We start from the raw sequence: 12,715 nt of genomic DNA, 5'->3' as shown, positions 1-12,715 counted from the left end.
GCGAGCGCCAGCCGGGGCACGAGACGCGCCCGAGTGGTGCGGCGGCGCGGGCGCCGGGCGCCCGAGTGGGCGTCCCCCACCGCCCCGCCGCACTCCGGCCGACGGTTCGCCGAGGTCCGTGCCGGGCGCCCGCCGACGGTGACCGGCGGTTCGCGGCGGTCCGAGCCGCGCGCCTGCCGACGGGGACCGATGGTTCGCCGGGGTCCGTGCCGGGCTTCGGCCGACGGGACCGGCTGGCCGGCGGCATCCGTGCCGCGCCCTGCCGAAGGGCCGGACGGTCGTCGACGCCCGCGCCGGGACTTGGCCGACAGGGCCGGTCCCTCCACCGACGCCTACCCGGCACTCCGGCCGACGAGGACCGGCTGTCCGCCGGCGCCTTCCCGCCGCCCGTCCCCGCCGGTGGTGGGTGTGGCCGGAGAACCCGGACCCGCGGTATCCGCTGCCCGGTGGGCCGGGAGCGGCCGGTGGCGCCTCTGGTGGGGGCCGCCGGCCGGTCCTCGGGGTGGGGGTCAGGCCGCCTCCGCCGGTTCCGCCGTGGTGGGGGGCGGGTCCGCCTGGTGGAGGGAGCCGGACGCGCCCAGGTCCCTGATGATCGCCGCCGACGCCCGGTGCCCGGAGTGCAGCGCGCCCTGGACGCTGCTGGTGTCCCGGTGGTCCCCGCACACGTACAGGCCCGCCAGCAGCCGGACCGGGCGGCGCAGGTCGTGCGGGGGCCGCATCGAGGGGACCGCCTCGGCGGTGTGGTGGACGGCGAGGGTCTCCCAGCGGGTGGTCGACGTGCCGTAGAGCCGCGACAGGTGGACGCGGACGGCGGCGTCGACGTCCGGCGGGGGAGTGCCCAGGACCGTCGAGGAGACGAGGGCGCGTCCGGCCGGTGCCCTGGACGGGTCGACGCGGCTGACCACCGCCGTGTGCGCCACCGGCCCGCCCCGGTCGGCGTCCAGCAGCAGCGACGCCCCCGTGTCGGGCGCCTCGTCGGTGGTGTGGTGGACGACGGTCACCGGGTGGAACCGCGGCACCCGCAGGCCGGGCAGCAGCTCGGCCGCGGCCCTGGCGTCCGTCGCGACCAGCACCGCGCGGCACCGGAACGTCCCGTGCTCCGCCGTCGTCACGGTGTTCGTGGCGACCGAGGTGACCCGCACCCCGGTGCGCACGGTGCCCTCGGGCAGCGCCCCGGCGAGCAGGTCGGGCAGCGTCTCCGCGCCGCCCTCAGGCAGGCAGAGCCGCCCCGAGGCGAACGAGCGCAGCGCGAGGTCCGCGCACCGGCTGGAGGTGGTCAGCTCCGGGTCGCACAGCAGCGCGGCCAGCAGCGGCCGCAGGAAGCCGTCGACGGCCCGGGTGGGCAGCCCCCGGGCGGCGAGCGCGGGCCCCGCCGCCGACTCCGGGCGGGCCAGCAGCCGTTCGACCGGCAGCCCCGCGAAGCGGGCCAGCGCGGCGCCCAGCCGGGCCTGGTCGACGGCCGTGCCGAGCGGCCCGCCGGAGCGGCCGCGCGGCAGCGAGGGCGACCGGGGGGCGCTCGCCAGAGCGCGCGCCACGTTCAGTGCGCCCCGTGCGCCCCTGGTGTTCGCCGGGGGCCCCACCCGGTGGTGCCGTCCCTCCCCGTGCAGCAGGACACCCGGCGCGAACGGGCGCAGCACCAGCGCGTCCAGACCGGGTGTCAGACGTAGTTCCGGGTACGCCGTCGACAGGAGCTGCCCGACCCGGTCGAGGCGGAACCCGTCGACCTTGTCGGTCGACATCCGGCCTCCCGGGCACGGCGCGGCCTCCAGGACCGCGGTCGTCACTCCTGCGCTGATCAGACGATGTGCCGCGGAGAGTCCGGCGACTCCGGCTCCCACGACGACGACGTCCGCCTGGTACGCGGGCTCTTGCACGTGCCCCTCCTCGCGATTGCGCGGCCAGTGCGGACGTATGCCCCCGACTGGCTTGTCGAATACCCCGAGTTCGGATCGAGGGTAGGCGCGTGATCGGCGGACGGAAGTCGCGCATCGGCAGGGCACGGACGCACGGCGGTCGCATGCCGGTCGCGGGACGGCGCGGGAGCGGGAGCGCGACGGTCAGGCGGCCGCCCGGACCGCCGCCTCGATGTCCGGGAACGCGAACGCGAACCCGGACTCCAGCAGCCGCTTCGGCAGCACCCGGGCGCTGCCCAGGACGTCCCCCGACATCTCGCCCAGCACGGTCCGCAGCACCGGCGCGGGCACCGTGAACAGCGTCGGCCTGCGCAGCACCCGGCCCATCGCGGCGGTGATCTCCGCGTTGGTCAGCGGCGTGGGCGCGGTCAGGTTGACCGGCCCCGAGAGCCCCTCGGTGTCGAGGAGGTGCCGCAGCGCGGCCACCTCGTCGTGCAGCGCGATGTACGACCAGTACTGCCGCCCGTCGCCCATCCGCCCCCCGAGACCGGCCTTGAACAGCGGGAACAGCCGCCCCCACGCGCCGCCGCGCCCGCTCACCACCAGCCCGGTCCTGGCGAACACCGTCCGCACCCCGGCCTCCCGCGCCGGGGCCGTCGCGCCCTCCCAGGCCACGCACACCGACGGCAGGAACCCCTCACCGGCCGGCGCGTCCTCGTCGACCGCGCGGTCACCGGTCTCGCCGTAGTAGCCGACCGCGCTGCCGTTCACCAGGACCCGCGGCTTGCGGTCGAGACCGGCGACCGCCTCGGCCAGCGCGGTCGTGCCGCGCACCCGGCTCTCCCTGATCCGCGTCTTGTACGCGTCCGTCCAGCGGTGGTCGCCCACCCCGGCGCCCGCCAGGTTCACCACCGCGTCGCACCCGGCCAGCCCCGCCGTGTCCACCCGCCCGGCCTCCGGGTCCCAGCGGGCCTCGTCCGGCCCCCGGGGCGCCCGGCGCACCAGCCGCACCACCTCGTGCCCGTCGGCGGTCAGGGACCGCACCAGGGCCCCGCCGATCAGCCCGGACGCACCGGCCACCACGATTCGCGAAGGTTCCATGGGCCCATTCTGCGCGGCCCCGGCGAGAACGCCCGGTCGGCACCCGGGCACCGCGACGTAGGCTGGCCGTCATGCCGGAGCCGTACATACGCCACGCCGTCCCCGCCGACGAGGAGACGCTCAGCCGTCTCGACCGGATCGCCTGGTCCCCGCTGCACGCCGTGCAGCCGCGCCCGCAGCCGCCGTACCCGCCCTTCTTCACCGAGCGGTTCGGCCCCCGGGACCACCTGGTCGCCGAACTCGACGGCCCCGGCGGCCCCGACCCGGCAGGGGACGCGACCGGCGACGCGGGCGGCGGAAGGGGACGGCGCCTCGTCGGGTACGCCAGGCTCGGGTTCCCCACCTCCCTCGCCTGCAACAGGCACGTCCGGCAGATCCTCGGGTTCCTGGTCGCCGAGGAGGCGCGCGGCGCCGGGGTCGGGCGGGCGCTGCTGCGGGCCGCGGTCGAGGAGGCCCGCAGGCAGGGAGCGCGCCGCCTCACCCTGCGCGTCCTCGGCCACAACGCGCCCGCCCGCGCGCTCTACGCCTCCGAGGGCTTCGCCGTGGAGGGCGTGCTGCCCGAGGAGTTCCTCCTGGACGGCGCCTACGTCGACGACGTCCTCATGGGACGCGCCCTGTGACTCCCGCGCCCGCCGCCACCCGGGGCGCCCCGTCCGTCCGGTGACGGGCGGTCAGGACGTGATCAGGGGACCGGTGTCGACCGGCGCCGTCGCGGACGCCGCCCGCCGGGCGTCCCCCGCCACCTCGGCCGCCGTCAGCACGTACCCCGTCTCGGCGTCCGACGTGGAGCGCGCGAAGACCACGCCGAACACCTTGCCGTCCGTCGTCAGCAGCGGTCCGCCGGAGTTGCCGGGGCGCACCGTCGAGCGGATCGAGTAGATCTCCCGGGTCACCATCGCGTCGCTGTAGATGTTCTGCCCGGTGGCCCGCACCCGGTTGGCGACCGTCGCCGCCTGCAGGTCGAGACCGCCGTCCTGCGGATACCCGGCCACCACCGCCGCGTCCCCGCGCCCCGCGTCCTCGTCGAACGTCAGCACCGGCGCGTCCAGACCGGGCACGTAGAGCACCGCCACGTCCCGCCGCGGGTCGAACAGCACCACCCGCGCCTCGTAGGACCGCCCGACCCCGCCGACCCGCACCGTCGGCGCGTCGATCCCGGCCACCACGTGCGCGTTGGTCATCACGTGCCGGGGCGCGTACACGAACCCGCTGCCCTCGCGCCCCTGGTCGCCCGAGACGCCCTCGATCTTGACGGTGCTGCGCCTGGCCGCCGTCGTCGCCCCGGCCGTGACGCTGTCGCCCGAGGGCTTCGCCACCTCCGCCGTCGACTCGTTCTCGAACGGGTTGAAGACCTGCGGGAAGCCCGCCTCGCTCAGCGCCGAGGTGGCCCGCGAGAACCAGACCGGCGTCGTCTCCGGCATGACGCTCTGCACCGCGCCCAGCACCCGGGAGTCCCGGATCGACGACGTCACCAGCGACGACGAGGACGCCCCGAGGACGCTCGCCGCCACCCACGCCACGATCAGCACCGCCACCGAGTTGGCCGCGGCGCCCCCGAGGCCGTCCGCCACCCGCAGCGCGCCCCGGTCCAGCTCCCGGCGCAGCCGCAGCGCCAGCCTTCCCGCCAGCTCGTGCCCTACGGCGGCGGGCACCAGCACCGTCAGCACCGCGGTCACGGTGGCGGCCGGGGTGCCGGGCGTCACCAGGTCCATCACCCAGGGCAGCACCCACACGCCGACGACCGCGCCGCCGACGAAACCGGCGAGCGACACACAGCCGGCCACCAGGCCGCGCCGGTAGCCGGACGCCGCGTAGACCACCACCACCAGCAACAGCAGGACGTCGAGCAGGTCCACGGAGCCGCCTTTCTCTCGGACCCCTTAGTACGGGCGGGGCGGAGCCAGTGATCAGCCACGCGCGCGTGCGGTCCCGTGAACCGGCCACGCGCCCGTGCACCGGGAGAAACGTCTCGGACCAGGACGATGGTTCCACCGGGTGGCACAGCGCACATCGCGGACGGCGCCGACCGGCCCGACAGTGGGACCATGCGCATGCTGCGAGGGTGCGGCGGGACCAAGGGGCGGCGGGCCCGGATACCCGGCGCGGGCCCGCTCCCGCACGGTTCCCCCGCGGCCCTCACCGCCGTCACCGCCGCCGTCGCCCTGCTGCTCGCCGCCTGCGGAACCGGCGGCACCGCACCGCGCCGGACGCCCGCCCCGCACGTCACCCGGCCCGCCCCGCACCTCGCGCCCGCCCCGCGCGTGGTGCCCCGCTCGGCCTGGCTCGACGACTTCTCCCGGCACGCCCAGCCGCCGCCGCGCTACGACGACGAGGTCGTCGCGGTCTTCGTCCACCACACCGACACGCCCAACGGCTACGACTGCGCCGACGGCCCCCGGATCGTGCGCGGCCTGTACACGGAACAGACCGGCGGGCGGCAGTGGGACGACATCGGCTACAACTTCCTCGTCGACCGCTGCGGCACCCTCTACGAGGGCCGGGCCGGAGGCGTCGACCGGCCCGTCACCGGCGCCCACACCCAGGGCTTCAACCACCGCACCACCGGCATCGCCGCGATCGGCACCTTCACGGCGGGCGCCGAGGTGCCGCGCGCGATGACCGACGCGATCGCCGCGCTGGCCGCCTGGAAGCTCGGCCCGGCCGACGTCGACCCCCGGGGCACCGCCCGGCTCGTCTCCAGCAACGACCTCAGCCGCTACCCGGCGGGCCGCGGCGCCGTCCTCCCGGCGCTCGCGGGCCACCAGGACGGCTACGCCACGACCTGCCCGGGAGCCGCCCTGACGGCCCGGCTGCCCGCCGTCCGCGCGGAGGCGGCCCGCCGCCAGGGCCGGACGGCTTCCACAGGGACGCCACAGCCGCCGCGCAGAGTCCTGAGATCTTCGCCTCCTACCGTCGGGGACAACGAAGCCGACCGGAGGTGGGGAACGTGAACAGCAGGCGTACGGAGTCCTCGGAGCGGACCACGGGCCGCGCGAAGCCCGCGCGGGGACCCTGGGCGGTGGTCTGCGCCGTCGCCGCGGTGGTCCTCGGCCCGGCCGCCGGTACGGCGTCCGCGCTCGACCAGGCCAACGCGGCCCCGATGCACCACGCGGTGCGGGCCGACCAGAACCAGGCGTACCTTCCCTCCGACACCAGCGGGAGGCGCCGCGCGACGGCGTAGAGGCCCGGCCGGACGGCCCTGACGGCCGCTCAGTCCCGGAACCGCCCCCACAGCGCGGGGAAGCGCTCGGCGAGCACCCGGTCGTCCTCCAGGTCGAGCGGGGTGCCGACGGGCTCCGCGGGCGCGGGGGCGATCCCGAGGTCGGGGGCGACGACGCCGGTGAGCTGCTCGTACGCCTCGTCGGCCGCGTAGCCGAGCTCCTCGCCGTCGCCGTCGATCTCCTCGTCGAAGTCGGGCAGCAGCTCGGCGAGCGCGTCCGGGTCGTGCACCGCGCCCTCGAACACCTCGCGGCCCTGGCCGATCAGCCAGCAGCGGAAGAAGTCGAAGACGTCGTCGCCCGCGCCGTCCAGGAGCACCCAGGCGGCGCCCCACAGGTCCCAGGTGTACGCCCGGTTGAAGCGGGCCTCGAAGTGCCGGGCGAAGTCGAGCACCTGGTCGGGGTCGAGCCGCAGCAGCCGTTCCACCAGCAGGTCGCTCTGCTCCTCGGGGTCGCCCTCGGCGGCCTCGCGGGTGGCGTCCACCAGCTCCCAGAACTCCGTCTCGTCCATCACGGGTCCAGCATCCGTCCTGGGCGGGTGGGGCGCACGCGGAGTGCGGCGGATTGTTATCACCGGCCCGAACGGCGCCGGGCGCCGACGGCGCACGCTCCCCGTGACGACGACGCGTGCCCACCACCACGACCCGCGCCCCGGTGACACAGTCCCCGCGACAAGCCCCGCCGACACCGTCACCGCCGTCACCCCCGTCGTCCTGCCCGCCCTCCGGGCGCCCCCACCCCTCTCACTCCTCGTAGAGCCCCCGCAACCGGGCCGCGTCCGCCGCGAACCGGGCGCGCAGGGCGGGCGGGGACAGCACCTCCGCCTCCGGGCCCAGCGCGGTGAGCTGGGCGTGGGCCACCTCCTGCGACTCCACGCCGAGCGTCACCGTCACCCGGCCCGCCGCGTCCGGCGCACCGGCCGCCGCCAGCGCGTCCCGGGCCGCCACCGGGTCGACGGCGTGCGCCAGCGCGCGCGCCCCGGCCGCCGACAGCCGCACCACCACCTCGTCCCGCAGGATCGACCGGGCGAACTGCTCGGCCCGCTCCTCCCAGAAGGCGGGCAGGTCGAACTCCCCGTCCCGGCCGAACCGTTCCTCCCGCGCCAGCACGGACACGAACCGGTCGACCCGGTACACCCGCAGCGCCCCCGGCCCCCGCGCCCCCTCCGCGACCCGCGCGCAGAGGTACCAGACCCCCGCCTTCAGCACGAGCCCGTACGGTTCGAGGTCCCGCTCCACCTCGGCCTCCCGGCCCCGGTAGCGGGCGGTGATCCGGCGGTCGTCCCAGACGGCGTCCGCGACCGCCGGGAGCAGCGGGGGCGTCCGCGGCTCCGCGAACCAGTTCGGGGCGTCCAGGTGGAAGCGCTGCGCCGCCGTCCTGGACGCGTCCCGCAGCGACGGCAGCAGCGCCGCCGACACCTTCAGCCGGGCCGCGGAGGCCGCGTCCTCAAGCCCCATCTCGCGCAGCGCGCCCGGCACCCCGGACAGGAACAGTGCCTCCGCCTCGCCGCGCGCGAGACCGGTCAGCCGGGTCCGGTACCCGCCCACCAGCCGGTACCCGCCGCCGCGCCCCCGGTCCGCGTAGACCGGCACGCCCGCCTCCGACAGCGCCTGCGCGTCCCGGGTCACCGTCCGCTCCGACACCTCCAGCTCGCGGGCCAGTTCGGCGGCGGTCATGGCGGGCCGTGACTGCAGGAGCAGCACCATCTTGATGAGGCGGGCAGCGCGCATACGGCCCATCATGCAACGAGACCCCCGCACACCGGCGGGGGTCTCGTCGTACGGCTGAGGGGGCGGCTACAGGCCGTACCGCTCCCGGGCCTCCTTCACCGCGGCCGCCTTCACCTCACCGCGCCTGGCCAGCTGGGCCAGGGCGGCGACGACGACCGACTGGGCGTCGACACCGAAGTGGCGGCGGGCCGCGTCCCGGGTGTCGGAGAGGCCGAAGCCGTCCGCGCCCAGCGACGACCAGTCCTGCTCGACCCACTGCGCGATCTGGTCGGGGACCTGGCGCATGTAGTCGGAGACGGCGAGCACCGGACCCTCGGCGCCGTGCAGCGCCTGCCGTACGTACGGCACCCGCTCCTCGCCGCGCAGCAGGGCCGCGTCCGCCTCCAGGGCGTCCCGGCGCAGCTCGGTCCAGGAGGTCGCGGACCACACGTCGGCGGCCACACCCCACTCCTCGGCGAGGAGTTTCTGCGCCTGGAGGACCCAGTGGATCGCGGTGCCCGAGCCCAGCAGCTGGATGCGCGGGGCGTTGGCCGCGGCCACGTCCAGGCCCGCCGACTCGACCGTGTTGAACCGGTACAGGCCCTTGATGATGCCCTCGTCGACCCCCGGCGTGGCGGGCTTGGCCGGCTGCGGCATCGGCTCGTTGTAGACGGTCAGGTAGTAGAAGACGTTCGGGTCCTCGCCCGGCGCGGCCTCGCCGTACATCCGGCGCAGACCGTCCTTGACGACCGCCGCGATCTCGTAGGCGAACGCCGGGTCGTAGGAGAGCGCCGCCGGGTTGGTCGCGGCGATGACGGGGGAGTGCCCGTCGGCGTGCTGCAGGCCCTCGCCGGTCAGCGTGGTGCGGCCGGCCGTCGCGCCGACCAGGAAGCCCCGGCCGAGCTGGTCGCCGAGCTGCCACATCTGGTCGGCCGTGCGCTGCCAGCCGAACATCGAGTAGAAGATGTAGAACGGGATCATCGCCTCGCCGTGCGTCGCGTACGACGTCGAAGCGGCGATGAAGTCGGCCATCGAACCGGCCTCGGTGATCCCCTCGTTGAGGATCTGGCCGTTCTTGGCCTCCTTGTAGTACATGAGCTGGTCGCGGTCGACCGGCTCGTACGTCTGGCCCTTGGGCGAGTAGATGCCCAGCGACGGGAACAGCGACTCCATGCCGAAGGTGCGCGCCTCGTCGGGGACGATCGGCACCCAGCGCCTGCCGGTCTCCTTGTCCCTGACCAGGTCCTTGACCAGCCGGACGAACGCCATGGTCGTCGCCACGTTCTGCGAGCCCGAGCCCTTGTCGAACGAGGCGAACGCCTTGTCGGCCGGGGCGGGCAGCGCGGGCAGCGGCTGCGTGCGGCGGGCCGGGGCCGGACCGCCGAGGGCGGCGCGGCGCTCCTGGAGGTAGCGGACCTCGGGGGAGTCGGCGCCGGGGTGGCCGTAGGGCACCCGGCCGTCGACGAACTGGCTGTCGGAGATGGGCAGTTCGAGGAGGTCGCGCATCGTCTTGAACTCGTCCACCGTGAGCTTCTTCATCTGGTGGTTGGCGTTCTTCGACGCGAAGCCCTCGCCGAGGGTGTGGCCCTTGACGGTCTGGGCCAGGATGACGGTCGGCGCGCCCTTGAACTCGACGGCGGCCTTGTACGCGGCGAACACCTTGCGCGCCTCGTGACCACCGCGCGACAGGTGGAAGCACTCCAGGATCTTGTCGTCGCTCAGCAGCTTCGCCATCTCGGCGAGCGCCGGGTCCTTGCCGAAGAAGTCCTCGCGGATGTAGGCGGCGCCGCGCGTCTGGTACGTCTGCACCTGCGCGTCCGGCACCTCGCGCAGGCGGCGGACCAGCGCGCCCGTGGTGTCCAGGGCGAACAGCTCGTCCCAGGCGGTGCCCCACAGCGACTTGACGACGTTCCACCCGGCGCCGCGGAACTGCGCCTCCAGCTCCTGCACGATCTTGAAGTTCGCGCGGACCGGGCCGTCCAGGCGCTGCAGGTTGCAGTTGATGACGAAGGTGAGGTTGTCGAGCTGCTCGCGGGCGGCGAGCGCGAGGGCCGCCGTCGACTCGGGCTCGTCCATCTCGCCGTCGCCCAGGAAGGCCCAGACGTGGGACGCGGAGACGTCCTTGACACCGCGGTTGGTCAGGTAGCGGTTGAAGCGCGCCTGGTAGATCGCGGAGAGCGGGCCGAGGCCCATGGAGACGGTCGGGAACTCCCACAGCCAGGGCAGCCGGCGCGGGTGCGGGTACGACGGGAGGCCCTCGCCGCCGGACTCCCGGCGGAAGTTGTCCAGGTGGTGCTCGGTGAGCCGGCCGTCGAGGAAGGCGCGGGCGTAGATGCCGGGGGAGGCGTGGCCCTGGATGTAGAGCTGGTCGCCCGACCCGTCGGCCTCCTTGCCCCGGAAGAAGTGGTTGAAGCCCGTCTCGTAGAGCCAGGCCGCGGAGGCGAAGGTGGCGATGTGGCCACCGACGCCGTAGGCGCTGCCGCGGGTCACCATCGCCGCCGCGTTCCAGCGGTTCCACGCGGTGATGCGCCGCTCCAGCGCCTCGTCACCGGGCGCGGACGGCTCGGCGGAGGTGGGGATGGTGTTGACGTAGTCCGTCTCGAGCAGCTTGGGCAGCGCGATGCCGTTGCCCTCCGCGCGCTCCAGCGTGCGTCGCATCAGGTACGCGGCACGGTGCGGGCCGGCCGCCTTGGTGACCGCGTCCAGCGAGGCCTGCCATTCGGAGGTCTCTTCGGGGTCGCGGTCCGGGAGCTGGTCGAGCTCGCTCGGCTGGATGGCGTGGGGGTCGGTCATGTCGCCGCCTTCCTCAGTCGAAGGGGGTTCCCTCATCGGTAAGGGTTCGGGGGTGCCCTTGGTCTTTGGCAGGACAGGGCGGAGGGCTCGGGTGCAAGCCCGTCGGCGACTCTAACTCGCTGATCGATGATCGATCAAAGGGTTGAAGAGTAAAACCTCTCGATTCCGAGAAAGTAGGCACCCGGTGCCTGTCCAGTGGACACGCCGTGCCGTTGAATTCGGGCATTTTCGCAGGTGAGCGGGGGGACGCTCGGCTGCGTCAGGGGCGCGGGGCGCAGCCGAGGACATGCGCCTTGACGATCTCCGCGATCCGCGGGTCCCGTCGCCGGAACGCCGCCACCAGCTCCTCGTGCTCCTCCGCGTACGACTGCTGCACCGTCCCCAGCCAGCGGATCGACAGCGCGGTGAACACCTCGATGCCCAGCCCCTCCCAGGTGTGCAGCAGCACCGAGTTGCCCGCGGCCCGCACCAGCTCGCGGTGGAAGCCGACGGTGTGCCGCACCTGGCCGGTGCCGTCCGACGCCCGGTCGGCCTCGTACAGGGCGCCGACGTGCGGCTCCAGGGCCGAGCAGTCCGACGCCAGCCGCTCCGCCGCCAGCTCGGCCGCGATGGCCTCGAGCCCCGCCCGCACCGGGTAGCTCTCCTCCAGGTCGGCCGCGGTGAGGTTGCGCACCCGCACGCCCTTGTTGGGCGCCGACTCGATCAGCCGCAGCGACTCCAGCTCGCGCAGCGCCTCGCGCACCGGGGTCTGGCTGACCTCCAGCTCGGTGGCGATGCGCCGCTCCACGATCCGCTCGCCCGGCTTCCAGCGCCCGCTGACGATCCCCTCCACGATGTGCTCGCGGATCTGTTCGCGCAGCGAGTGGACGACGGGCGCGGTCATGGAGGCTCCTTCGCGGGGGGCCGCCCATCGGCCCCGGGGGCGTTCGACCTTTAGACAATAAGGCCGCCGCCTGTCCCGGGAAGGGCGCGCGGGGCTGCTTTTCTCCAGGTGAGACGAGGCGCACACGGCGTCACGGGGCACGCCGGATGCCCCCGCCCGGAAGATCCGGACGGGGGCATCGGCGCACTGCGGGGGGAGGGCGGTTACAGGCCCAGCTCGACCTCGAACTCGCCGGCCTCCAGGATGCCCTTGACCGCGGTCAGGTAACGGGCCGCGTCGGCGCCGTCCACCAGACGGTGGTCGTAGGAGAGGGTCAGGTAGGTCATGTCGCGGACGCCGATGACCGTGCCCTCCTCGGTCTCGATGACCGCCGGACGCTTGACCGTGGCACCGATACCGAGGATCGCGACCTGGCCGGGCGGCACGATGATCGTGTCGAACAGCGCACCGCGCGAGCCGGTGTTGGAGATGGTGAAGGTCGCGCCGGACAGCTCGTCCGGGGTGATCTTGTTGGCGCGGACCTTGCCGGCCAGCTCCGCGGTGGCCTTGGCGATGCCCGCGATGTTGAGGTCGCCGGCGTGCTTGATGACCGGGGTCATCAGGCCCTTCTCGGAGTCCACCGCGATCCCGACGTTCTCGGAGTCGAAGTAGGTGATCGTGCCCTCGGCCTCGTTGATCTTGGCGTTGATGACCGGGTGAGCCTTCAGCGCCTGGGCCGCGGCCTTCACGAAGAACGGCATCGGGGAGAGCTTGACGCCCTCGCGCGCGGCGAAGGAGTCCTTGGCCTGGCCCCGCAGCCGCATCAGGCGCGTGACGTCGACCTCGACGACCGAGGAGAGCTGCGCCTGCTCGTGCAGCGCCTTGACCATGTTGTCGCCGATGACCTTGCGGATGCGGGGCATCTTGACGGTCTGGCCGCGGAGGGGGGAGGCCTCCAGCTTCGGCGCGCTCTTCTTGGCGGCGGGAGCGGCCGCGGCGGGCGCGGGGGCGGCTGCCTTCGCTGCCTCGGCGGCGGCGAGGACGTCCTGCTTGCGGATGCGGCCACCGACGCCGGTGCCCTTGACGGAGCCCAGCTCGACACCGTTCTCGGCGGCGAGCTTGCGCACCAGCGGGGTCACGTAGGCGCCGTCGTCACCGGAGGTCGCGGCGGGAGCCGGG

General features: G+C 74.6%; 11 protein-coding genes. 3 read left to right on the top strand and 8 right to left on the bottom strand.

Annotated elements, in window-relative coordinates:
• Positions 1–509 precede the first annotated feature (509 nt).
• Positions 510–1,874, bottom strand: a complete 1,365-nt coding sequence (locus GA0115242_RS28750) for an NAD(P)/FAD-dependent oxidoreductase (RefSeq protein ID WP_093833556.1) — start codon at positions 1,872–1,874, stop codon at positions 510–512.
• Positions 1,875–2,057: 183 nt separating this feature from the next.
• Positions 2,058–2,954 carry a TIGR01777 family oxidoreductase gene (locus GA0115242_RS28745; protein ID WP_093833554.1) on the bottom strand — a complete coding sequence of 299 codons (897 nt, stop codon included), beginning with the start codon at positions 2,952–2,954 and terminating at the stop codon, positions 2,058–2,060.
• 71 nt (positions 2,955–3,025) lie between these two features.
• Between GA0115242_RS28745 and GA0115242_RS28740 the strand changes: the two genes are divergently transcribed.
• Entirely contained in the window at positions 3,026–3,574 is a 549-nt protein-coding gene (locus GA0115242_RS28740; protein WP_176729931.1) for a GNAT family N-acetyltransferase, read from the top strand.
• 51 nt (positions 3,575–3,625) lie between these two features.
• On the opposite strand, the gene GA0115242_RS28735 is transcribed toward GA0115242_RS28740, so the two are convergent.
• The gene (locus tag GA0115242_RS28735) at positions 3,626–4,810 is read right to left on the bottom strand and encodes a MarP family serine protease (RefSeq protein ID WP_093833550.1); all 1,185 of its coding nucleotides are present in this window, start codon (positions 4,808–4,810) and stop codon (positions 3,626–3,628) included.
• Between the two features lie 189 nt (positions 4,811–4,999).
• Between GA0115242_RS28735 and GA0115242_RS28730 the strand changes: the two genes are divergently transcribed.
• Both GA0115242_RS28730 and GA0115242_RS28725 read left to right on the top strand, forming a co-directional pair.
• Entirely contained in the window at positions 5,000–5,905 is a 906-nt protein-coding gene (locus GA0115242_RS28730) for a peptidoglycan recognition protein family protein (RefSeq protein WP_237549362.1), read from the top strand.
• Positions 5,902–6,135 (top strand): hypothetical protein, encoded by a 234-nt coding sequence (locus GA0115242_RS28725; protein WP_093833548.1) that lies wholly within the window; start codon positions 5,902–5,904, stop codon positions 6,133–6,135. The genes GA0115242_RS28730 and GA0115242_RS28725 overlap by 4 nt, the downstream gene beginning before the upstream one ends.
• A 29-nt stretch (positions 6,136–6,164) precedes the next feature.
• Here the strand turns inward: GA0115242_RS28725 and GA0115242_RS28720 are convergent, their stop codons facing one another.
• From GA0115242_RS28720 to sucB, 5 genes are all read right to left on the bottom strand, one after another.
• Positions 6,165–6,683 (bottom strand): DUF4240 domain-containing protein, encoded by a 519-nt coding sequence (locus tag GA0115242_RS28720; protein ID WP_161353335.1) that lies wholly within the window; start codon positions 6,681–6,683, stop codon positions 6,165–6,167.
• Between the two features lie 232 nt (positions 6,684–6,915).
• Positions 6,916–7,902, bottom strand: a complete 987-nt coding sequence (locus GA0115242_RS28715; protein WP_093833546.1) for a helix-turn-helix transcriptional regulator — start codon at positions 7,900–7,902, stop codon at positions 6,916–6,918.
• Positions 7,903–7,968: 66 nt separating this feature from the next.
• Positions 7,969–10,674, bottom strand: a complete 2,706-nt coding sequence (gene aceE, locus GA0115242_RS28710; RefSeq protein WP_093833544.1) for a pyruvate dehydrogenase (acetyl-transferring), homodimeric type — start codon at positions 10,672–10,674, stop codon at positions 7,969–7,971.
• A gap of 259 nt (positions 10,675–10,933) precedes the next feature.
• Positions 10,934–11,557 (bottom strand): GntR family transcriptional regulator, encoded by a 624-nt coding sequence (locus GA0115242_RS28705; RefSeq protein WP_093833543.1) that lies wholly within the window; start codon positions 11,555–11,557, stop codon positions 10,934–10,936.
• Positions 11,558–11,760: 203 nt separating this feature from the next.
• Positions 11,761–12,715, bottom strand: a 955-nt coding sequence (gene sucB, locus GA0115242_RS28700) for a 2-oxoglutarate dehydrogenase, E2 component, dihydrolipoamide succinyltransferase (protein WP_107461509.1), incomplete at its 5' end; no start/stop codon positions are given.

It is taken from the genome of Streptomyces sp. SolWspMP-5a-2, assembly GCF_900091845.1.
In the GTDB taxonomy this organism is placed as follows: domain Bacteria; phylum Actinomycetota; class Actinomycetes; order Streptomycetales; family Streptomycetaceae; genus Streptomyces; species Streptomyces doudnae.
Note: the sequence above shows the minus strand (reverse complement) of the source record. Positions and strands in the feature narration are given on the sequence as shown.

Excerpts from the sequence above, each read along its gene's own strand:
- GA0115242_RS28745 (WP_093833554.1), bottom strand. The coding sequence starts at position 2,954 with ATGGAACCTTCGCGAATCGTGGTGGCCGGTGCGTCCGGGCTGATCGGC.
- GA0115242_RS28740 (WP_176729931.1), top strand. The coding sequence starts at position 3,026 with ATGCCGGAGCCGTACATACGCCACGCCGTCCCCGCCGACGAGGAGACG.
- GA0115242_RS28730 (WP_237549362.1), top strand. The coding sequence starts at position 5,000 with ATGCGCATGCTGCGAGGGTGCGGCGGGACCAAGGGGCGGCGGGCCCGG.
- GA0115242_RS28720 (WP_161353335.1), bottom strand. The coding sequence starts at position 6,683 with ATGGACGAGACGGAGTTCTGGGAGCTGGTGGACGCCACCCGCGAGGCC.
- GA0115242_RS28715 (WP_093833546.1), bottom strand. The coding sequence starts at position 7,902 with ATGCGCGCTGCCCGCCTCATCAAGATGGTGCTGCTCCTGCAGTCACGG.
- aceE (WP_093833544.1), bottom strand. The coding sequence starts at position 10,674 with ATGACCGACCCCCACGCCATCCAGCCGAGCGAGCTCGACCAGCTCCCG.
- GA0115242_RS28705 (WP_093833543.1), bottom strand. The coding sequence starts at position 11,557 with ATGACCGCGCCCGTCGTCCACTCGCTGCGCGAACAGATCCGCGAGCAC.